Raw genomic sequence first — 20,020 nt, 5'->3', positions numbered from 1 at the left:
TTGAAGCCACTCTAGTCATGAGTGGCTTCATTCGTAAATGGCAGTTTATATTCATCAATAGCTTTGTATAACCGTCATTACGAAGAAACAAACAATAGTGACGTAGTTTTAGGGCGAACGAATATGTTAATCACCGAGCTAGGTTATTTTGCATTAGTTGCATCATTGATATTGGCTTTATTGCAAGTCGTACTGCCGACATTTGGCATCATGCGAAATCAAACGCATTTACAGCGGTTGGCGCCTAGTTTAGCATGGGCGCAACTGGTTGCTGTACTGGTGTCTTTTTTGTCATTAATGGCAGGCTTTTATTACAATGATTTTAGCTTGGTATATGTCACTCAGCAGTCAAACTCGCTATTGCCTTGGTATTATAAACTTTCTGCCACATGGGGTGGGCATGAAGGATCATTGCTACTGTGGGTGACTATTTTGGCGGCTTGGTCGGCGGCAGTAGCATGGTTCAGTCGTGGACTACCCCTAAATATGCGCGCCAGAGTATTGGTTATCATGGCGGCAATCCAGTTTATGATGCTGGCGATGCTGATTTTCACTTCATCACCGTTTGACCGTACTCTACCCAATTTGGCTGTCGATGGGGCTGATTTAAATCCACTATTGCAAGATCCTGGTCTAATCTTCCACCCCCCTATGCTTTATATGGGGTATGTCGGTATGTCTGTGCCTTTTGCCTTTTGTATGGCAGCGTTATGGGCCGGTCGACTAGATGCTGTTTGGACGCGTTGGTCTCGTCCTTGGGCGCTGGCAGCTTGGTCATTTTTAACGTTAGGTATTGCGCTTGGGTCATGGTGGGCATATTACGAGCTAGGCTGGGGCGGATGGTGGTTTTGGGACCCAGTAGAAAATGCCTCATTAATGCCTTGGCTAGCCTGTACCGCCCTCATTCACTCGTTAGCTGTCACTGAAAAACGAGGGGTATTTAAAGCTTGGACCATTATGCTGGCTATTTTTGCCTTTGCGTTGAGCCTACTTGGTACTTTTTTGGTTCGTTCTGGCGTCATTACCTCAGTTCATTCATTTGCCGCAGATCCTACTCGCGGTTTAGCCATATTGGCTATTTTAGGTATTGTGATAGGGTCAGGCTTACTGCTGTTTGCCATTCGAGGATGGCGCTTAACGGTTGAAAGTCAGTATGGTTTGAAGTCCCGCGAAACTTTATTGGTGATCAATAATATCGTCATTTTAGTGGCAACGTTAGTGGTTTTACTGGGCACACTTTACCCAATTATCGCCGACTCCTTTAATTTAGGGCAAGTCTCTGTAGGGCCTCCTTATTTTAATGCTTTGTTTGTCCCCTTATCTTGGTTGCTGCTTTTGGTCATGGGCATGGGCTCAAATATAAGATGGAAACAAGAAAAAAGACCCTTATTAGGCGTTGCGCTAACGATAATAGTAAGCAGTGCGTTATTAGCAGGGATTCTTACTTATTTTATTACACATAGCCTAAATGTGCAGATTATCATTACTGGCTTATTGTGCCTTTGGGTGTTGGGCTGGATAGGATACGATATAAAAGATAAAACGCGTAATGCGCCGAGCACGCTACAAGGCGTCAGTCGTCTTAAACCAAACTACTGGGGGATGCATATTGCCCATATTGGTATCTTAATTATAGCGTTAGGTATTGGAGTAACCAGTGCCTTAAGTGTTGAAAAAGATGTTGCGATGAAAGCGGGCGAGACAGTACAGGTAAACAACTACAACTTTACGTTGGTCACATTCGATGAGGTGCGTGGACAAAACTATGATGCCACACAAGCTGAAATCAGGGTCGAGAAAAATGATAAATATGTGACCACCCTTTACCCGCAAAAACGCAATTACGTGGTAAGCAGTATGCCGATGACGGAAGCTGGGATCAATACTCGATTAATGCGTGATCTATATGTGGCATTAGGTGAGCCGATTAATGACAATGAGCCAAATGGTGCGTGGGCGGTGCGTATTTATGTTAAGCCTATGATTGCTTGGTTATGGCTTGGTGCAATTATTATGGCATTGGGCGCACTAGTCAGCATATCTGATCGACGTTATCGATTAAATAAACCATAAACAACTTGTTCGATACGCTTAAATTTAAGTACTGCCAGTTGCCCTGTTAGGTTATCATTAAACTCTATAATTGACTGGTAAATAGGTTGAATTATAAATAGCTAAGTTAACTGTTTGACTTTAACTGTTTGACTTGAAGCAGTTTAAAAGGGTATGAAAGGTCTTGTCCTTTGATTCGAAAAGGTTATGGAGGAAGTAGAAGATGTCAGATCCTATTATGCGTCGATCACAGTTTAAGGTTTGGTTCTTAATTCCTCTCATTGTGTTTGCCGCGCTAATTATTATGTTCTTTGCCAGACTGGGCAAGCCTACTGAAGTGGTCATAAATGAATCGTTAAATAGGCCAGTGCCAAAGTTTGAGCTACCACTGTTGTCCGATCCCTCTAAAAATATAACCAATGCAGATTTACCAAATACGCCTTATTTAATTAACGTCTGGGGTTCGTGGTGTCCGACATGTGTTATTGAACATCCCTTTTTAATGACGCTGCACGATCAAGGTGTGCCTATTGTCGGTGTTAATTATAAAGATGACGTCGAAGATGCTGCCAAGTATTTGGCGGATGGTGGGGATCCTTTCTTATTTAGTTTCCGAGACTTTAGTGGTAGCTTCGCCATTGATTTAGGTTTAACCGGTGCACCTGAAACCTTTGTGGTCGATTCTAACGGTAATATTCGTCAGCATATTATCGGAGAGGTGAATACTGAAAATTGGCAAGCAAGAATTGAGCCTTGTATGTCTTTATTGACTCAATTAAGCGAGCAATCAGGCGTACAACAATCCAAACTCAATAGCTCTGAAGCTACTGACAGGATTTCTGAGGTATGCAAATGAACGCACATTATGTAGATGGACTGACTTCTCTAACTTGCTCACAGCGATTGCTGAGACTCTTTAAAATTACGATAAGAATACTAACTCTGGTTTTTTCTATCGCCTCAATGGCGTCTGTGGCAAATGCTGCCATAGAGGTCTATGAGTTTGATAGCCCACAACAAGAAGCGCAATATAGAGGTTTAATAGAAGAGTTTCGTTGTCCAAAGTGCCAAAATCAAAACTTAGCGGGTTCAGATTCTCAGATTGCACAAGACTTAAAACGTAAAACCTATGAAATGGTCAAGGCGGGGCAAACAGATGCCCAAATACGTGAGTATATGTATGAGCGTTATGGAGACTTTATTAGCTATAAGCCGCCTGTACGTCCCTCTACTTGGATTTTATGGTATTTCCCACCCTTAATTTTGCTTATGTTGGTTGCGGGATGGTTGTGGCGGACCAACGCTAGAAATAAGATAAGACATAATCATCAATCAGTGTCATCCGATCCTAAGACTAATAATCACATAAATGAAGACCTTGATAAAGTAGGGGCTAACTTATCTAGTGAAGAAGCGGCAAAACTCAAAAATTTATTAGATAAACATAAATCAGATAAATGAACATAGCTCAGTCAATTTAATATAGCTAAGTCAATTAAATATAGCTAAAAGCCCAAAGTGTGCGACTAGTCACTGTTTTTGTCGCTCATTATATTGCCCTGAATTCTTAAATAATTTATTGGCTTAATTAACTGGCTTAATTTATTGATTTAAGTTATTGATTTAAATTAGAAGCTAGATTGTTCATACCGACCTTATTATTCCGTGTGTATCTCAACTTGTAAGGAGTCAAATCATGCCAACGTTAGTGATTTTTATCGCGCTGGCAATTTTATTAGCAATCATTTTGGCAATCATTGTTTTGATGCCATGGCTGCGAGTGAATAAATCCGCTCAAAACAGTCAGCTAATTGCGCTTAATGTTGAGATATTCAAACAGCGTCTTGATGAGCTTGGTGAGGATTATCGTAAAGGACAAATTAGTGAGACTGAGTTTAATGCTCAAAAAACGGAATTAGAACGTCAGCTGCTTTTAGCAAGCGATGATAAAAACCAAGTGATCGACGAAAAGACTCTGACGGGCGATTATTCCTCAGCCAAAGTCAGCAACAGTACAGACAATGCCATTAAAGACAATGCTATTAAAGGTAATATAAATAGCCACAGCAATTATGAGGGTGAAGCGACGGCGCTTAATAAAGCGAGACGAGAGTTACAGTTCACACGAAGTACGAAGGCACGTTTGACCATATTAGTTTGTGTGCCGGTATTAATTATTTTGGGATATTTTTTATCCGGAGATAGAAGTCCTGTTGTCAACTTCTGGCAAACACAAGATGAGGTATCGCAAGTTGCTGATGATTTACTGACCGGTAAAATCGATGCGCCACCAGAATGGGCGACTAAGGACACTGTAGGATTAATGGGTGCCATCCAAGCAAACGTACATCATCATGCTCATGATGCAATGAGGTGGATGCGGTTGGCTGATATATTTTTGGCGTTTGATGCCAAAGATCAAGCACTTGAGGCGTTATCTAGAGCCTATCGTTTAGAGCCTGATAACGAAGAAATCGCGGTAAGCTATGCACAAACTAAGTTTTTTACCAGTGGTGGCTTTTTAGATGGCTCAAGCTATCAAGCGCTACAAAGCGTACTTCAAGCGAATCCTAATCATCAAGGAGCTCAAATGTTGATGGCGATGGGAGAGGCGCGTTCTGGTAATTATGATCAAGCACAGGCATGGGTCAATAAACTACGTGAAGGAATATCTGCACGAGAAGGCGATCATACGGCTGCATTAAATAGCTTGGATGAACTGAGTAAAAATATAGCCGCGCAACAAGAAGCGAGTATGAGTGCCAACAAACGACCAATAAGTGATAGTCCAGAATCCATAAAAGAAGTCGCGGTCACCGTCAGCTTAAATAGTAGCTTAATCCCGCTGATCACCTCAAGTGACACTTTATTTGTTACTATTCAACAAGCAGCGGGTGGAGCGCCATTGGCAGTGAAACGTATATCAGCGACTCAGCTTGCAAACGCCCCTAAAGGTATTACTATCATGCTATCAGATAGTGATGCCATGATGCCGACGCATACCCTTTCTAAAGCGATGAATGAGGGTGCATCATTAGTCATTAAAGCAAGGGTTAGTAAATCAGGGGACGCGATTGCTACGGCAGGCGACTTGAGCTCTAATGAGGTTGCTTTAAATTATAAAGAGGCCGTCACCAACAATAACAAATCAGGTACCTTAAACGTTGCTATTGAGATAAACCAACAGGTACCCTGATTAAATAATTTAAATAAAATAGCCTTTATTTTGACTCATAGGTTTGCGTAATAGAGGTATTTATCATTAAAATGACTTGAGCTTTTTTACCTCACAATGTAAGGTATTTGAGCTTAATAATGATAAGACAGAATTTTTATAGAAACGTTTATAATTACTGCTAGTATTATATGACCCTTAAATAAAACCCCATTAAATGTCTTGGGTGATACCTATTAAAGCAGTTATTTAAGCAGTTTTGATATTTTTAAGGATGACTATTTTCATCTCCATAATTAAAGAGGATTATAACTATGATGCGTATTATTTTGCTAGGGCCTCCAGGGGCAGGTAAAGGCACCCAAGCGCAATTTATATCTAAAGAGTTTGATATACCACAGATATCAACCGGCGATATGCTTCGTGCAGCTATTAAAGAAGGCTCTGAGTTAGGTAAAAAAGCAGAGAGCATCATGAAGGCAGGTGGCTTAGTATCAGATGATTTGATTATCAATCTGGTAAAAGAACGCATATCTAAGCCAGATTGTGTTAATGGCTGTATATTTGACGGTTTTCCACGCACTATTCCTCAAGCAGAAGCGCTCGTTGATGCGGGCGTTGATATTGATCATGTGGTTGAAATTAGTGTGCCAGACGACGAAATCGTTTCTCGCTTATCAGGCCGTCGTCAGCATCCAGGGTCTGGACGTGTGTATCACCTTAAATACAATCCACCTAAACAAGAAGGTGTGGATGATGTAACGGGTGAACCTTTGATACAGCGTGAAGATGATAAAGAAGAGACCATTCGAGAGCGTCTTTCTACTTATCATGAACAGACTTCTACCTTGGTAGATTTTTATCAGCAAAAAGCTCAAAAAGATGTTAATGCCCCTAAGTATCATCAGTTCGATGGGACTCAAGATATTGATGTGGTTAAAGAAAAAATCTTAACGTCATTAAAAGGCTGATTTTGAACCTTGAGTGTTAAAATATTCTTGAGTGGTGAACAGTCAAAAAAACCTCGATTCCTATGAATCGAGGTTTGTTAATTTTAAGCTATCAAATATCTTATGTTATAAGCACTGAAACGATTAAGCGTTTCCTTGACCATCAGCGGCTTGCTGTTGGCTTTGAGCATAAGCCTGATCAAAGTTGACAGGGGCTAATAATAGCTGAGGGAAGCTACCACGAGTCACGATGTCACTAATCACTTCACGGGCATAAGGGAACAAGATATTAGGGCAATAAGCACCTAAAATTTGGCCAATTTGATCTTCTGGAATGTCTTTGATTAAGAAAATACCCGCTTGATGAACTTCAGCGATAAATGCTGGTTCATTTGAGTTTTTAGCGTTTACAGTAACCGTTAAAACCACTTGATAATGATCGTCGTCAAGTTTTTCAGCATTAGTCGCTAAGTTGATATCAAGCTCTGGTTGCCATTCTTTAGTAAATACTTCAGCTCCAGGTACTTCAAGAGACATATCTTTTACGTAGATGCGTTCTAGAGCAAGTTGAGGCTGTGCTTGTTGTTCTGCCATAATCGTTGTCCTTAATTAATGTTTGTCGTTAATGATAGTTTAGATGCTCACTTAATTTGTATTGAATAAGCACTAATGCTTAATTGAAACATCCTAAGATATAAAATCTTAGGCTTAAAAATTAAGCGTTAAGCATTTCGTCAAGTTTACCACTTTGATTTAGCGCATTGAGTTCATCAAACCCACCAATGAAAGTGTCACCAATAAAGATCTGTGGCACCGTTCTATAATTATTGGTTTTCTTCATTAATGCCATGCGTTCATCAGAGCTGATATCGTGCATGCCGATTTCTTCATAAGCGACATCTTTCGATTTCAAAAGTTGTTTAGCATTTGAGCAATATGGGCAAATTGGCGTGGTATAAACGGTAACTGTAGCAGTCATAAAGGTTCCTTATGGTTATTAATTAAAAGGGTACTAATTTAAAGCTTGTTAGTTGAAAGTGTACTCATTCAAAGAGCTATTAATTGATAAGGTAAGTGATAAGGTTGTAAAACGATGAATAAAAAAAGCCGTTATAAAATCTTCTAACTAAAAGTCTTAACGAGCTTTAGCTTTGCCATCGATGGTTTTACCTTTTTTCTTCGGACCGCCAACTAAAGGCATACCTGCCGCTTGCCAGCCACCAATACCACCTTCTAAACGATAGACGTTGGGCTTACTGATTAATTGTACAGCAGCGCCTGCTTGTACACCCATATCACAGACAATCACGACAGGTTCTTCAATGGCTTGAATCTCAGTTAAGTGGTCTTTAAGCTGAGTAAAAGGTATGTTACGACTACCTGGGATGTAGCCCGTTTCGAATTTCTTTTTGCTACGAATATCAATAATCTTTGCGTTTTGCGAGTTCACCATAGTCCCAAGCGTATTGGGGGAGACTTTTTTTCCACTACGTCTATTTTCTAGCGTAAAAAACAATACAATAAGGACAGCCAAAATACCGAATAAAAAAGGGTGGTGCCCCATAAATTCAAACCAACGATCTAGTGACAAAACACTTCTCCAATAAAAATTTTAATGACGAATATTATAACGTGATAACGTTAGGAATGCATTAACCGACTATATTAATTAAGTGGATAATAAGGGGTTACGATGTCATTAAACCCAGTATCGTCATTAATAACTTGGCGTATCCGCCTCTGCTTGCAAAGTAACCAAACTTTCGACACGACGCTGTAGCACTTTACCCTCCGCAACGGCTGCCCATAATGCACAGCCTTTGCTGTTATGGGTATGTCTACAATCACGAAATTGACAATCGCCTGCGAGCGGATATAGCTCAACAAATCCCGCTACAATGTCATCAGGGGTTAGATGCCAAATGCCATATTCTCGAATGCCAGGCGTATCGACAATACCGCCTTGTGTTAAATTTTCTGGATTAAAGGGCAATAGTCGACTGGTCGTCGTGGTATGCTGACCAAGCTTTGAGTTGGTGGAAATGATATTAACACTTTGGTCAGAGTTAGGAAGTAGCGCGTTGACAAGCGTGCTTTTTCCCACACCTGATTGTCCAGCGAATATGACCAACTTATCTTTAATGTGTCGTTGTAAATGATTCAACCCGAGCGCAGGCTCTACGTCTGTCGTACGTTTGGTATTATAATCAGACTGTAAAATATTCTCGGGGCAGGGTGCAGAAGTTAACACAGTATCATAGCCAAGTTTTTGGTAATCGGTTAATAACTGTTCGGTAAAGGCATAGCTTTCTATCGATAATAAATCGGCTTTGTTTAGCACCAATAATGGCTGTACGTCAGCATGGTGACAAACGACTAAATAACGGTCTATTAAAGTGGGGGCAGCAGCAGGCAAAGGCGCAAAGACAATTGCCAGAATATCCACATTGGCAGCGACCGGTTTTAACTTATGGTAGCGATCAGGACGTGAAATTAAAGAGGTTCTCGGTTGCACCGATTCTATACGACCAAATCCAGTATTGGGGTCTGCCACCCAGCGTACTTTATCGCCAGTCGCAATCATCGGTAAGTTGGTACGCACATGACAACGCCAAATATCACCCAATTCGATAGACTGCCAAAACGGCTCGGGATCACCGTCAGCGACACTCGGTGGATCCGGTATAATAGCGGGCAGGGAAGTCACTTGTACTTCCAGCTGTTTGCCATAATGGGCCATGACAACCCCGTCCATTAGACTCCCGTCAAGCGATTCTTGTTGCTCAGCCTGCTGTTTGTCGATGCGTCTTAATTGTTGTTTGGTGAGTTTACGTTGTCTTATTAAAGCCATATAAATGGTTTACCTTTGTTTAAATTACGTTCAAAAAAGGGTTGGTATAAATTAGTAAGTGGTCCATTCATGTTTATTCATTTTTCATGTTTATAATAGCAACCAATCATTGCTTAATAGGATATCGTTTACTTAATAGAATAAAATTAAATAGTAGAGTGTACAATATAGTCACAGTTTAAGACATCCATGTCAGTAATAGTTGCTGCGAATGTATTTAAATTTGTTAACATAGGCTTTGATTTTTATAGCCTCTATACGCTTTTTTGAATGTGTATAACGTCAAGAACGTTTTTAGAATTTAATTTAATTATTTACCGTTTTTAAGAGTTAATCTACCGAGCGTCAATTGCCTTAACCTAATATTTATAGGCAAAGCGTGTTTAATAAAGATAGGTTGATTTAAAAAAAGGGTATTATCAATAAATCGGTATTACAAGTTGTTTAGGAAAAAATATGAGTGATCACCCCAATAAAATCAGAATTAAAAATCAAGGTAAGAAAGGTCTAATCTGGATTGATCTTGAAATGACCGGATTGGATACTATGAATGACGATATTATTGAAATTGCGACAATAGTGACAGATGAAGATTTAAATGTATTGGCAGAAGGTCCCGTATTTGCGATTAAAGTATCTGATCAAAAGTTAAATGGGATGGATGACTGGAATACCAAACAGCATGGTCAGTCTGGCTTAATAGATAGAGTACGTCGGAGTAGTGTCACTCTAGAGGAAGCCGAAAAAGAAACCATCGCCTTTTTAAGCAAATGGGTAGATGAAGGAAAATCGCCAATGTGTGGTAATTCTATTTGCCAAGACCGCCGCTTTTTAGCACGGCAGATGCCGCAATTAGAGAAGTTCTTCCATTATCGGAATTTGGATGTGTCCTCTATTAAAGAGCTATGCTATCGCTGGCGCCCCGATATCCTAAAAGGCGTTGAAAAAACAGGCAGTCACTTAGCCATGGATGATATTCGAGATTCAATTCGTGAGCTTAAGCATTATCGTCAGCACTTTTTTAAACTGCTCGATTAACAGTGATGCTTTTATAAGTGATGCTTTTCATAAATATTAAGTCTTACGCAGAATTAAAACCGAAGAATTAAAAACTCAGAGTTAAAAAAAGACAGACGTTTAATAAATAGCCTCTAGACTGGAAACTGAAAGGTTACCAATTGGAAGTTTTCAGTCTTATTAATATCTACAAGACTTCTAGAAATTGAGTGGCGAGCAGAAGCTTGCTCAGTATGTATAAAGATTCCGATAACAGCTTCCACCTGTTCGGTTGAGCCCGACCTATTTAGCACCCGCCAATCCCCCAAAACGTATCGTATTTTGGTTAAAGAATCATCGTTTTGATCTAATGTAGGCATCTCATCTTGTGACTTTGCCGGGCTGTCACTATTTTGACGAACGGGGTGTATCGCTGGACGATGGGTATGACCATGTAATAAGCCGTCGGCCTGTTGTAATGCTTTGTGAACCGCTGGTTGATTGACATCCATAATGGTCATAGATTTGGTCAATTTGCCCTGTGCACTTTGTTGCCGAATACGTTTTGCCAGTGCCAATCGTTTGTCTAAAGACTTTTTGAGGATGAGCCATTGAACAATGGGCTGACGCATAATCTTACGGAATCGTTGATAAGCTTTATCATCAGTACAAAGGGCATCGCCATGCTCAAGGCGAAAGGTACATCCTCCCGTCTTTATCAAATAAGGCTCAGAGATTAATTGGCCACCAAACGCATCACAAAAAGGCTGTCCAATTAGAAAGTCGCGATTGCCATGCATGACAAAAATTTGGCAACTTTTAGCCGTAAGCTGGGTCAATTTATGTATCAACGGGGTAAGCCAGTGGCTTTGTTTTTCAGAGTCAGAGAGCGTCAAATAGGCATCATCACCAATCCAAGCATCAAACCAGTCGCCTAATATATATAGCTCGGTAAGGTTGGGCAGTGCCACTAAGTCATCGAGTAAAGCCAAAAAAGCCTGCACTAAAGCAGGCTCGTCGGCAGACAAATGTAAATCACTGATCACCACTCGAGTGATATCGTGCGGGCGAGTGGTGATCAAGTGGGTATACTGTTGAAGTGTCGTACTGACATCTTGGTCATTCATTATTATGACTTATTCCGTTAATTACCTTAAACAGCTCTTAAATAGTTTATCTCGGGAAACAGCGATTATTCATCGACCATGACGGCAGAATTAATGATAACAGGCTCTTTTGGTACATCAGCATGCATACCAAAGCGGCCCGTTGGGACGCTTTCAATTTTCTTAACCACATCCATGCCACTCGTTACTTTACCAAATACGGTGTAGCCCCAACCTTGCATATTTTTACCCGAATGGTTTAGGAAAGCGTTGTCTGTGGTGTTAATAAAAAATTGGCTGGTCGCTGAATGAGGGTCTTGAGTACGTGCCATAGCAATCGTACCTTCGTCATTTTTAAGACCGTTGTCTGCTTCATTTTCGATAGGAGCTTTGGTAGGCTTTTCATTCATCTCAGCGTCCATCCCGCCACCTTGAATCATAAAGTTAGGAATAACACGATGGAAGATAGTGCCATCATATTGACCTGATTTAACATATGAGACGAAGTTATCGACCGTTTTTGGTGCTTTTTCTTTGTTAAGCTCAATAACGATCTCACCCATTGAGGTATTAAGTTGAACTACTGGCATATCGCTCATTTGTGTTTCCTTAGTTTGTTTATTTATAGTGGTGTTAGGCGTTTGAGTTGACGTAGTATTGGTACAACCCATTAAAAATAATGGCAATATCAAACTACCATATCCTATCGTTTTAAGTGTTTGGCTAGATTTCACAATAATTCCTTGCACATTTAGATGGGTATGAAAATTTATTAATCAACCTAATTATAGATATTATCGACCCAATGACCCGTTTCTTAGTTGATTTAAATTCGAGTCAATCGAATCGGGATCAAATCGGGATAATCAAAATTTTAGTCAGTCTAACCTCTTTTTTTTAGGTTGTCATGTGTCTAGCTGTTACAGAATTTGGTAAACCTGATAGAATGGGTCAAAATTATGGCAATTATGGCAAAAGTATAATAGGTTAACCAGGTTTTATCATAGGAGAAGTAGTTGAATGAGCAGTAACAATAATAAAGCCAATAATACAGTTAGTGATGCAGCGGCACATACTGACGATCAAAAAAACGATTTTATTCGTCATATTATTCGAGAAGATCTGTCTCAAGATAAATATAAACAGATTGTCACTCGTTTCCCGCCCGAACCAAACGGTTATTTGCATTTAGGTCATGTGAAGTCTATTTGTTTAAACTTTGGTGTGGCGCAAGAGTTTGGCGGTGTTTGTAATTTGCGCTTTGATGATACCAATCCCACAGCAGAAAAACAGGATTACCTCGATAATATCGAAAATGATGTGACATGGTTAGGCTTTGAATGGGGCGGTGAGCCACATCATGCGTCTGGATATTTTGACCAGTTGTATGCGTGGGCCATTAAATTAATTGAGCAAGGCGATGCTTACGTTGACTTACAGACGCCTGAGCAAATCAAAGAAAACCGTGGCTCGTTTAATGAACCGGGAAAACCATCGCCTCAGCGAGATGCAAGCGTAGCAGAAAACCTACAACGCTTTGAAGATATGAAAAACGGTCATTATGCAGAAGGTGAAGCAGTGTTACGTGCCAAAATTGATATGGCAAGCCCCAATATGAATATGCGTGATCCTGTTATTTACCGCGTCATGAAGCAAACCCATCATCAAACGGGCGATAAATGGTGCATCTATCCGATGTATGACTATGCGCATCCGTTATCAGATGCGATAGAGGGGGTAACCCATTCTCTATGTACCTTAGAGTTTGAAGATCATCGTCCTTTTTATGATTGGGCAATTGAGAAGATCGGCTTTGACTTGCCGCCGCATCAATATGAGTTTAGCCGTTTAAATGTTGATCATACCTTGACCAGTAAACGTAAATTGAAGCAACTGGTCGATGAAGGTGTTGTGACAGGTTGGGATGATCCGCGTATGCCGACTATCGCGGGTATGCGTCGTCGTGGCTATACGCCTGAAGGTCTTCGCGACTTCTGTGATCGTGTTGGTGTCACCAAGGCGGACAGTGTTGTCGATTTTCGTTTACTTGAGTTTAGTATTCGGCAGTCTTTAGAGAATACTACCGCTCGCGGGATGGCTGTATTGAGACCCCTAAAAGTCACCATTACTAACTTCGAAGAGGCAGTGAGTGAGTGGGAAAGCTTAAAGGCAGATAGCGTCAATGCGCGCTGGGATGATGCCAATAAAACGTTATGGCTTACTCAGCCAAACCATCCTAATATCGATATGGGAGAGCGTGAAATACCGTTTACGCAGACCATCTATATTGATCAGAGCGATTACGAGCTTGAGCCGCCAAAAGGCTATAAACGCTTATCTCCAGAAAAGTCTGAAATTCGCTTACGCAATACTTATGTGCTTGCGGTGACAGAGCATGTGTTAGATGACGCTGGTAATGTGGTTGAGCTAAAAGCAACTATTGATAAGACCACCTTAGGTAATAACCCTGAAGACCGTAAGGTAAAAGGCGTCATTCACTGGGTATCAGCCGATCAAGGTATTCCTGCTAAAGTTCGTCTGTATGAGCATTTATTTAGTGTCGATAACCCTGGTGCCGTGGACGATGTGCATGATGCCTTAAATGCTGATTCGTTAATTGAGTTAGATGCGGTGGTTGAACCGTCTCTTGCAAATGCTGAACCTGGAACGCGTTTCCAGTTTGAACGTGAAGGTTATTTTGTCTCTGATGCAGTTGAACACAACAGTGATAAGCCGGTGTTTAACCGTACCGTCACTTTACGAGACAGCTTTAAACCTGAATAGTAAGGACGTTATCTGAAGAGATGGTAGGTACTTCCTTGAAAGGTTAATTTCAAGTTTCGATATTAGGTAAGTTGACATTCAAACACTCAAAAGACCCATTTCTAAATTTAGAGGTGGGTTTTTTTATACTTAAGCGTCATTTCGTGTATTCTATACATAACAGATATGGAAATTGGAAATCTCATGCAATTGAACTGCTATAAATGTAAAACGGATACCTTACAGCCCACGTTACTCGATGGTAGCTTAGAGGCTTTAAAATGTCGTACTTGTAATGGTGTGCATGTCTATCTTTCTGCATATTCTGAATGGCTAGAAGAGCAAACCATCAATCATATAAATAATCTAAGACAAAGAAAGCCCGAACTTCCTGCAGAGTTTAATTTTATGGAAGTAGAAAACACCGATGGCGCATTGATTTGTCAGGGATGTGGTAGGTATACGCTTAAATATTTGATGGATAATGAACATGAAAACACCATCAATGTTTGCCACACTTGTAATGATATTTGGTTAGACAAGGGAGAGTGGCAACTTCTTAAGTATCTTAAAATGCAAAATAAACTCACTAAGGTTATCAGTGACCCTTGGCAAAATCGTTTAAAAGCTGAGGAGCGTGAAAATAACTTTAAACGCTTATATCAAAAAAAATTAGGTGAAGACTTTGATAAAGCAGAAGCGTTTGCGCAGTGGCTGGTGACTCGTCCTAATAAGAATGAGATATTGCACTATTTAACTGAAAGGCAATTATAATAGTTAAATGCAGCAATTAAGATCGTAGCTATGAGTAGAAAAAAAGTGTATTGATTTATTAACCGTTTATTAGACTAAGCGATTGTTAGGCTAAGTGACCCCTGCCGCTTAGCCTAACTTTTGCTAATGTTACCCCGCTCGAAACTTATTAAAATTCAGAGTAGGCTGGTTCATTTAACCCATCAGATCAAGACCTTTAATCAAAAATACTGGGCTAAAGCCACAGCTTGCGTTAATAGTTGAGAATAAGGATAATGTTGGTTTATCAATACAGACTCTAGTCTATATTTACTAGATGTTTCTATGACGTTAATTAGCTTGCAATGGCTTCTGTACCATACTGTTTGCGTTTATTGGCAAAGAAGCGATCTAATCGATCCATGGCATTTTCTAAGTCTAATAAATTTGGTAAAAATACTACTCTAAAGTGGTCTGGCCTGTCCCAATTAAAGCCAGTACCTTGGACCATCAATACTTTTTCTTCAATGAGCATGTCCATCATTAGCTTCATATCATCTTCAATAGGATAAATATCAAGGTCTATTTTTGGGAAGCAATAAAATGCCCCTTGTGGCATGGTGCACGAAACACCAGGGATGGCATTTAAGCGTTCGACCGCTAATTGGCGTTGCTTATACAGACGCCCTGATTCAGAGGTCAACTCTTGCATACTTTGATAGCCACCGACTGCTGTCTGAATCGCATATTGAGCTGGCACGTTGGCACATAAGCGCATCGATGCTAACATATCCAAGCCTTCAATAAAGTCGCTGGCATGCTCCTTGTTACCTGATAACATGAGCCAACCTGCGCGAAAGCCTGCAATACGGTGTGACTTGGATAAGCCATTGTAAGTTAAGATGAGCACATCTTGAGCCAACGTACACAACGGGGTGTGTACCACATCATCATAAAGAATACGATCATATATCTCATCTGCCATCAGCACTAAGTCATGCTCGCGAGCAAGCTTAATAATCTCTAAAAGTACTTCATTAGAATACAAAGCACCCGTTGGATTGTTTGGATTTATCACAACGATGCCGCGGGTTTTATCAGTAATTTTTGAGCGAATATCCTCAATATCAGGTTGCCAATTATTCTCTTCATTACAGCGGTAGTGGACTGCCGTTCCGCCAGCGAGGTTTGCGGCCGCAGTCCACAATGGATAATCAGGGATAGGTATTAAGACCTCATCCCCATCATTCATCAAGGCCTGCATGGTCATAACAATTAACTCTGATACCCCGTTACCCAGATAGACATCACGCACATCGACTGCCGATAACAAGCCTTTTGATTGATAATATTGTAAGATGGCTTTTCGAGCTGAGAAGATACCTTGTGAATCAGAATAGCCCGTCGCTTTATGCAAGTTCAATGCTACATCTTGTAGGATCTCATGCGGTGCTTCAAGATTAAACGGAGCAGGATTGCCGACATTTAGCTTTAAGATTCGCTGCCCTTGAGCCTCCATCTGCATCGCAGTTTTAAGTAATGGGCCACGGATGTCATAACAAACATTTTGCAGTTTTTCAGATTTTTTAAGAGGATTACGGTTAAGTGGGGATGTTGGAAGGGTCATGGTACTATCGCTTATACTTGATGAAATAGGAGAAGTGTTGTGATGGCTAGTTGCTTGAGGGTTCTGGTATGACTGATTCAACTGGTCAGAGTGTTTTGAATGGGGTTGGTCTACACTTTTCACACGATTAGGGTTAGGAGCGCGTTCTTGATCTTTTTGAACTAAGTCAGATTGCTCATAATCTGATTTAACCTCCGTGTTCTCACCACGCAATAAGTAGCCTTCGCTACAGCCTAAAATTTTGGCCAAGGTCGGCAGTTTTGAAGAAACGATTCCATTAATACCCCGTTCCCAGTTAGAGATGGCGCCACGGCTGACTTTAGAGCCAGCCTCCGTCATGGCATTGGCAAGCTGCTCTGCGGTCAGCCCTTTCGCTTTACGCAATTTATTGAGCCGTTCGCCTTGGGATTTATGTTCTAATTGCTCACTCATTATTTAGATTCACTTTGCTTAAACGAAATGGACTATTAAATTTAGTTTTTTTGCGGGTGTTCTGACTTAAAAACGTAAACGAAATAAATGAATTGTAAATAGTATGGTTTTCATAAAGGTCTAATATGCCAGATAGTTTACTAAAAGAGTTTGCTTTAATGCAAGATATTATTGCATTTTGATTTTATATGTAATTTATATTTATGCAAGTATAACTTGCATTTATGCTAGTGCTTATATTTTTATTTTGATTTGGTTCATTTTTTTTGTGAATCTAAATTCTAACTATAAATTCAAACTGTATTTGATAACTCGATTATTAAATAACTCGATTTTATGCAATCCGATTACTAGATAACGCATGTTTAATAAGGTACCTTGAATTTATTAAACTGAGATAAGTTAAGGTTATGTAATCTTTGCTATCTTTTTGGTAAGTAGATTAGGTTAATCCTTTGAATAACTATTATTAAACCGCATAATTAAATAACTTATTAAAACACTTCATAAATTAATATCAGGTCAAATGACATATGGTTATTCAAGTCTACATATTAGGTTTTTGAAATACTGACTTAGGCTTTGAAGTAATGATATTTGAGCCAAAACACGACTGAGTAAAAATGGCACATTAAGGATAAAATATGCAAGATTCACAGCTCACCAAAGAAGAAATTGCACAACTAACGGAAGCAGATTGGCGAGATCGTCTGACTGATGAAGAGTATGCCGTATTGCGTCAAAAAGGTACCGAACGTCCCTTTACCGGTATTCATAATGACATGAGTGAAAAAGGGGTGTATCGTTGTAAAGGGTGTGGCGCCAAATTATTTGATTCGAACAATAAGTTTGATTCGGGTTGTGGTTGGCCAAGTTTTGATGCCACATTGGATGAGTCGGCGGTAGATGAGCATTTAGATACGTCACATGGTATGCGCCGAGTAGAAGTGACTTGTAGCAACTGTGGCGGTCACTTAGGTCATGTGTTCCCTGATGGACCTAAAGAGACGACGGGTCTTCGTTATTGTATCAATTCAGTAGCCATAGGCTTAGATGACAAGTAGTTTTTTGCTTTTGATTAAATAGCTATCGACTTAGACGACAGACAATATTTTAGATTACAGACATCATTACCCCATTTTAATCTCTTAACTTTTAATGAATTAATTAACGAGATAATACATACATTCTTAAGTTAACCGCTATCAAGGAAGAATTATGACGAGTATTTATGATTTTAGTGCCAATGACTTAAACGGTAAGCCAGTTGAGTTTAGTACCTTTAAAGATAAGGTCTTGTTAATAGTCAATACGGCCAGTAAGTGCGGGTTCACCCCACAATTTGAAGGGCTTGAGAAATTGCACGAGCAGTATAAAGATCAGGGCTTGGTGGTTATTGGCTTCCCTTGCAATCAATTTGGCGCTCAAGATCCGGGTAGCAACGAAGAGATTGGGGCATTTTGTCAAAAAAATTATGGCGTTAGTTTTCTTATGATGGAGAAAGTAGACGTCAATGGTAAAAATGAGCACCCTATTTATACTTGGCTTAAGAAGCAAGAAGGCGGCTTTTTAACCGATGGTATTAAGTGGAATTTTACTAAATTCTTAATTAGTCGTGACGGTAACGTTATAGATCGGTATGCCCCAACAACTAAGCCTGAAGCGATTGAGGCAGATATTATTAAGCTTTTATGAGCGTTATGAAATCTGTAAGCGTTATAATAAATGGTGTACAACCTTAATAACTTTTATAATTTTAATAAGCGATATGACCCCTAATTGATTGCTGATTACAATTTAGTGCTCAACTATGTTAACGCTCAATTAACGTTTAATATTAATAATGAGATCTTATTGTTATTCTGATTAGAAATGGGTAACACTGCATTGTGTTATCCATTTTGTTTGTTGTCTATAGTGTTAAACTATGCTTATAGCAGATAGTAATGCCTTTTCTATAAAATAACCTATCATTGTCAGTTTTTAGTTAAGCTCGCTGAATCTATTGTATTGTAGCGTTTGATTTATTGCGTTTGGACTTACCTGACTCGATAGGTTAATCTCTAGATTTGGTTCAAATATTTTTAGTCGTAGTGGGAATATTCATGCGTATACGTAAGCTTTTTAAATTCGAAAACGCACATATCGTGCGTAACTGCAGTTCAGATAGATGTAAGCGTTCAATACATGGTCATAGCTATCAAATTGAACTGATATTGCAAGCCGATAGATTGGACAATGGGCAGATGGTCTATGACTTTGGGTTATTGAAATCATCTATAAAAGATATCATTGACAGCTTTGATCATGCGATTTGTTTTTGGAATAAAGACGATCCAGAGTACATTGCAATGTGCAAAAAATTTAGTGCACGTTGGATCAGCCTGCCTGTTTCTCCATCTGCTGAGCAGTTCTCACGAATTATATTTTTTTGGGCACAAAGTATTTTAAATCAAACCAAAATGGCCAATGGGGAAGCAGATGTATCGGTGTATTCGGTCATTGCTCATGAAACGGCAACCGGATACGCGCAGTGTTTCGCTGAAGATGTTGCTAATGAACATATGGGTAAATTGCAATTAGAGCAGTTTGAGTTTAGCGAGCAAGTACGTCAAGAGTGGCATGATCCAAAAATGTACGATAAGCTTATCGCTGGCGAGTGCTTTGAGAATCCAGAAGTAACTCTACAAGTAAAATGACCTCTTTTCACATCAATCTTGTTCTCGCTCTTTTTGTTTAACCCGTTTTAACTGTCTTTTTTGCTTCAACCCTTAAGCTCAACCCTTTTATTAATAAACTTCATTTTATGGATTCGTGACCAAAGTAATATGGCAAACCAAACTGAAACCCTAATTTTAAAATCTGAGGCTGATACGCAAGCACTTGCCAAACGATTAGCAACGTCCTCTTTAAGCGGGAGTGTCTGGCTATCAGGTGACTTGGGTGCAGGAAAAACGACCTTAACCCGTTACTGGCTCAGAGCACTGGGTCATGAGGGATCGGTTAAAAGTCCCACTTATACGTTAGTGGAGCCTTATGAGCTAGCGCAGTCTACCAATCCACTGATTAGACGTGTCTATCATGCAGATTTATACCGTTTACAAGATCCTGAGGAATTGTCTTTTATTGGCTTTGAAGAGTATCTTGATGACCCTCAAGCTTTGGTCATTATAGAGTGGGCAAGTCGTGCACAGGACTACCTACCAGATCCAGTCATGACGATTAATATCACAGTGGCGCTACAGGATGGGGCTGAGGTAAGAGAGGTGGTGATAGACTATGCCAACCTATCATTCTCTTCCACTATTAAGCGCTCCTAATAAATATAAAACTCCC

The 20,020-nt window shown here is 39.9% G+C and carries 19 protein-coding genes and 1 pseudogene; 12 read left to right on the top strand and 8 right to left on the bottom strand.

The features are described from left to right. Positions 1-123 precede the first annotated feature (123 nt). The 5 genes from AC2SLT_RS06290 to adk all read left to right on the top strand — a co-directional run bounded on the left by AC2SLT_RS06290 (position 124) and on the right by adk (position 6,198). Positions 124-2,073, top strand: a complete 1,950-nt coding sequence (locus AC2SLT_RS06290) for a heme lyase CcmF/NrfE family subunit (RefSeq protein WP_486546776.1) — start codon at positions 124-126, stop codon at positions 2,071-2,073. A gap of 202 nt (positions 2,074-2,275) precedes the next feature. Further along, positions 2,276-2,908 (top strand): DsbE family thiol:disulfide interchange protein, encoded by a 633-nt coding sequence (locus tag AC2SLT_RS06285; protein ID WP_486546775.1) that lies wholly within the window; start codon positions 2,276-2,278, stop codon positions 2,906-2,908. 107 nt (positions 2,909-3,015) lie between these two features. Beyond that, positions 3,016-3,513, top strand: coding sequence for a cytochrome c-type biogenesis protein (locus tag AC2SLT_RS06280; protein ID WP_486546834.1), 498 nt, complete (start codon positions 3,016-3,018; stop codon positions 3,511-3,513). Positions 3,514-3,748: 235 nt separating this feature from the next. Then, positions 3,749-5,248 (top strand): c-type cytochrome biogenesis protein CcmI, encoded by a 1,500-nt coding sequence (ccmI, locus tag AC2SLT_RS06275; RefSeq protein WP_486546774.1) that lies wholly within the window; start codon positions 3,749-3,751, stop codon positions 5,246-5,248. A 296-nt stretch (positions 5,249-5,544) separates the two neighbouring features. Next, on the top strand, positions 5,545-6,198 hold the full coding sequence (gene adk / locus AC2SLT_RS06270; RefSeq protein ID WP_486546833.1) for an adenylate kinase: 654 nt from the start codon (positions 5,545-5,547) through the stop codon (positions 6,196-6,198). 123 nt (positions 6,199-6,321) lie between these two features. Here the strand turns inward: adk and secB are convergent, their stop codons facing one another. The 4 genes from secB to rsgA all read right to left on the bottom strand — a co-directional run bounded on the left by secB (position 6,322) and on the right by rsgA (position 9,028). After that, the gene (secB, locus tag AC2SLT_RS06265) at positions 6,322-6,771 is read right to left on the bottom strand and encodes a protein-export chaperone SecB (protein ID WP_486546773.1); all 450 of its coding nucleotides are present in this window, start codon (positions 6,769-6,771) and stop codon (positions 6,322-6,324) included. Positions 6,772-6,892: 121 nt separating this feature from the next. Continuing rightward, positions 6,893-7,156, bottom strand: a complete 264-nt coding sequence (gene grxC / locus AC2SLT_RS06260; protein ID WP_486546772.1) for a glutaredoxin 3 — start codon at positions 7,154-7,156, stop codon at positions 6,893-6,895. A gap of 156 nt (positions 7,157-7,312) precedes the next feature. Then, positions 7,313-7,741, bottom strand: a complete 429-nt coding sequence (locus AC2SLT_RS06255) for a rhodanese-like domain-containing protein (protein WP_486546832.1) — start codon at positions 7,739-7,741, stop codon at positions 7,313-7,315. A 153-nt stretch (positions 7,742-7,894) separates the two neighbouring features. Beyond that, on the bottom strand, positions 7,895-9,028 hold the full coding sequence (gene rsgA / locus AC2SLT_RS06250) for a ribosome small subunit-dependent GTPase A (RefSeq protein ID WP_486546771.1): 1,134 nt from the start codon (positions 9,026-9,028) through the stop codon (positions 7,895-7,897). A gap of 456 nt (positions 9,029-9,484) precedes the next feature. Between rsgA and orn the strand changes: the two genes are divergently transcribed. Beyond that, positions 9,485-10,066 carry an oligoribonuclease gene (gene orn, locus AC2SLT_RS06245; protein ID WP_486546770.1) on the top strand — a complete coding sequence of 194 codons (582 nt, stop codon included), beginning with the start codon at positions 9,485-9,487 and terminating at the stop codon, positions 10,064-10,066. Between the two features lie 113 nt (positions 10,067-10,179). Here orn and AC2SLT_RS06240 read toward each other — a convergent pair whose 3' ends face one another. Both AC2SLT_RS06240 and AC2SLT_RS06235 read right to left on the bottom strand, forming a co-directional pair. Next, positions 10,180-11,151 carry a UDP-2,3-diacylglucosamine diphosphatase gene (locus AC2SLT_RS06240; protein ID WP_486546769.1) on the bottom strand — a complete coding sequence of 324 codons (972 nt, stop codon included), beginning with the start codon at positions 11,149-11,151 and terminating at the stop codon, positions 10,180-10,182. Between the two features lie 65 nt (positions 11,152-11,216). Continuing rightward, positions 11,217-11,729 (bottom strand): peptidylprolyl isomerase, encoded by a 513-nt coding sequence (locus AC2SLT_RS06235; RefSeq protein WP_486546831.1) that lies wholly within the window; start codon positions 11,727-11,729, stop codon positions 11,217-11,219. Positions 11,730-12,150: 421 nt separating this feature from the next. Between AC2SLT_RS06235 and AC2SLT_RS06230 the strand changes: the two genes are divergently transcribed. Continuing rightward, the gene (locus tag AC2SLT_RS06230) at positions 12,151-13,914 is read left to right on the top strand and encodes a glutamine--tRNA ligase/YqeY domain fusion protein (protein WP_486546768.1); all 1,764 of its coding nucleotides are present in this window, start codon (positions 12,151-12,153) and stop codon (positions 13,912-13,914) included. A 183-nt stretch (positions 13,915-14,097) separates the two neighbouring features. After that, positions 14,098-14,667 (top strand): TFIIB-type zinc ribbon-containing protein, encoded by a 570-nt coding sequence (locus AC2SLT_RS06225; RefSeq protein WP_486546767.1) that lies wholly within the window; start codon positions 14,098-14,100, stop codon positions 14,665-14,667. A gap of 313 nt (positions 14,668-14,980) precedes the next feature. Here AC2SLT_RS06225 and AC2SLT_RS06220 read toward each other — a convergent pair whose 3' ends face one another. After that, positions 14,981-16,252 (bottom strand): aminotransferase class I/II-fold pyridoxal phosphate-dependent enzyme, encoded by a 1,272-nt coding sequence (locus tag AC2SLT_RS06220; RefSeq protein ID WP_486546830.1) that lies wholly within the window; start codon positions 16,250-16,252, stop codon positions 14,981-14,983. A gap of 258 nt (positions 16,253-16,510) precedes the next feature. Beyond that, positions 16,511-16,684, bottom strand: a pseudogene (locus AC2SLT_RS06215) (helix-turn-helix domain-containing protein); the annotation flags it as partial. 644 nt (positions 16,685-17,328) lie between these two features. On the opposite strand from AC2SLT_RS06215, the gene msrB reads away from it, so the two are divergent. From msrB to tsaE, 4 genes are all read left to right on the top strand, one after another. After that, positions 17,329-17,748, top strand: a complete 420-nt coding sequence (gene msrB / locus AC2SLT_RS06210; RefSeq protein WP_486546766.1) for a peptide-methionine (R)-S-oxide reductase MsrB — start codon at positions 17,329-17,331, stop codon at positions 17,746-17,748. 154 nt (positions 17,749-17,902) lie between these two features. Next, positions 17,903-18,379, top strand: coding sequence for a glutathione peroxidase (locus AC2SLT_RS06205; protein WP_486546765.1), 477 nt, complete (start codon positions 17,903-17,905; stop codon positions 18,377-18,379). A 410-nt stretch (positions 18,380-18,789) separates the two neighbouring features. Further along, complete coding sequence (locus tag AC2SLT_RS06200; RefSeq protein ID WP_486546764.1) at positions 18,790-19,383, top strand: 6-pyruvoyl trahydropterin synthase family protein; 594 nt, start codon at positions 18,790-18,792, stop codon at positions 19,381-19,383. Between the two features lie 129 nt (positions 19,384-19,512). Then, entirely contained in the window at positions 19,513-20,004 is a 492-nt protein-coding gene (gene tsaE, locus AC2SLT_RS06195; RefSeq protein ID WP_486546763.1) for a tRNA (adenosine(37)-N6)-threonylcarbamoyltransferase complex ATPase subunit type 1 TsaE, read from the top strand. The last annotated feature ends 16 nt before the right edge of the window (positions 20,005-20,020 follow it).

The organism is Psychrobacter sp. CX18, from assembly GCF_057396215.1.
Note: the sequence above shows the minus strand (reverse complement) of the source record. Positions and strands in the feature narration are given on the sequence as shown.

Excerpts from the sequence above, each read along its gene's own strand:
- AC2SLT_RS06290 (WP_486546776.1), top strand. The coding sequence starts at position 124 with ATGTTAATCACCGAGCTAGGTTATTTTGCATTAGTTGCATCATTGATA.
- AC2SLT_RS06285 (WP_486546775.1), top strand. The coding sequence starts at position 2,276 with ATGTCAGATCCTATTATGCGTCGATCACAGTTTAAGGTTTGGTTCTTA.
- AC2SLT_RS06280 (WP_486546834.1), top strand. The coding sequence starts at position 3,016 with ATGGCGTCTGTGGCAAATGCTGCCATAGAGGTCTATGAGTTTGATAGC.
- ccmI (WP_486546774.1), top strand. The coding sequence starts at position 3,749 with ATGCCAACGTTAGTGATTTTTATCGCGCTGGCAATTTTATTAGCAATC.
- adk (WP_486546833.1), top strand. The coding sequence starts at position 5,545 with ATGCGTATTATTTTGCTAGGGCCTCCAGGGGCAGGTAAAGGCACCCAA.
- secB (WP_486546773.1), bottom strand. The coding sequence starts at position 6,771 with ATGGCAGAACAACAAGCACAGCCTCAACTTGCTCTAGAACGCATCTAC.
- grxC (WP_486546772.1), bottom strand. The coding sequence starts at position 7,156 with ATGACTGCTACAGTTACCGTTTATACCACGCCAATTTGCCCATATTGC.
- AC2SLT_RS06255 (WP_486546832.1), bottom strand. The coding sequence starts at position 7,741 with ATGGGGCACCACCCTTTTTTATTCGGTATTTTGGCTGTCCTTATTGTA.
- rsgA (WP_486546771.1), bottom strand. The coding sequence starts at position 9,028 with ATGGCTTTAATAAGACAACGTAAACTCACCAAACAACAATTAAGACGC.
- orn (WP_486546770.1), top strand. The coding sequence starts at position 9,485 with ATGAGTGATCACCCCAATAAAATCAGAATTAAAAATCAAGGTAAGAAA.
- AC2SLT_RS06240 (WP_486546769.1), bottom strand. The coding sequence starts at position 11,151 with ATGAATGACCAAGATGTCAGTACGACACTTCAACAGTATACCCACTTG.
- AC2SLT_RS06235 (WP_486546831.1), bottom strand. The coding sequence starts at position 11,729 with ATGAGCGATATGCCAGTAGTTCAACTTAATACCTCAATGGGTGAGATC.
- AC2SLT_RS06230 (WP_486546768.1), top strand. The coding sequence starts at position 12,151 with ATGAGCAGTAACAATAATAAAGCCAATAATACAGTTAGTGATGCAGCG.
- AC2SLT_RS06225 (WP_486546767.1), top strand. The coding sequence starts at position 14,098 with ATGCAATTGAACTGCTATAAATGTAAAACGGATACCTTACAGCCCACG.
- AC2SLT_RS06220 (WP_486546830.1), bottom strand. The coding sequence starts at position 16,252 with ATGACCCTTCCAACATCCCCACTTAACCGTAATCCTCTTAAAAAATCT.
- msrB (WP_486546766.1), top strand. The coding sequence starts at position 17,329 with ATGCAAGATTCACAGCTCACCAAAGAAGAAATTGCACAACTAACGGAA.
- AC2SLT_RS06205 (WP_486546765.1), top strand. The coding sequence starts at position 17,903 with ATGACGAGTATTTATGATTTTAGTGCCAATGACTTAAACGGTAAGCCA.
- AC2SLT_RS06200 (WP_486546764.1), top strand. The coding sequence starts at position 18,790 with ATGCGTATACGTAAGCTTTTTAAATTCGAAAACGCACATATCGTGCGT.
- tsaE (WP_486546763.1), top strand. The coding sequence starts at position 19,513 with ATGGCAAACCAAACTGAAACCCTAATTTTAAAATCTGAGGCTGATACG.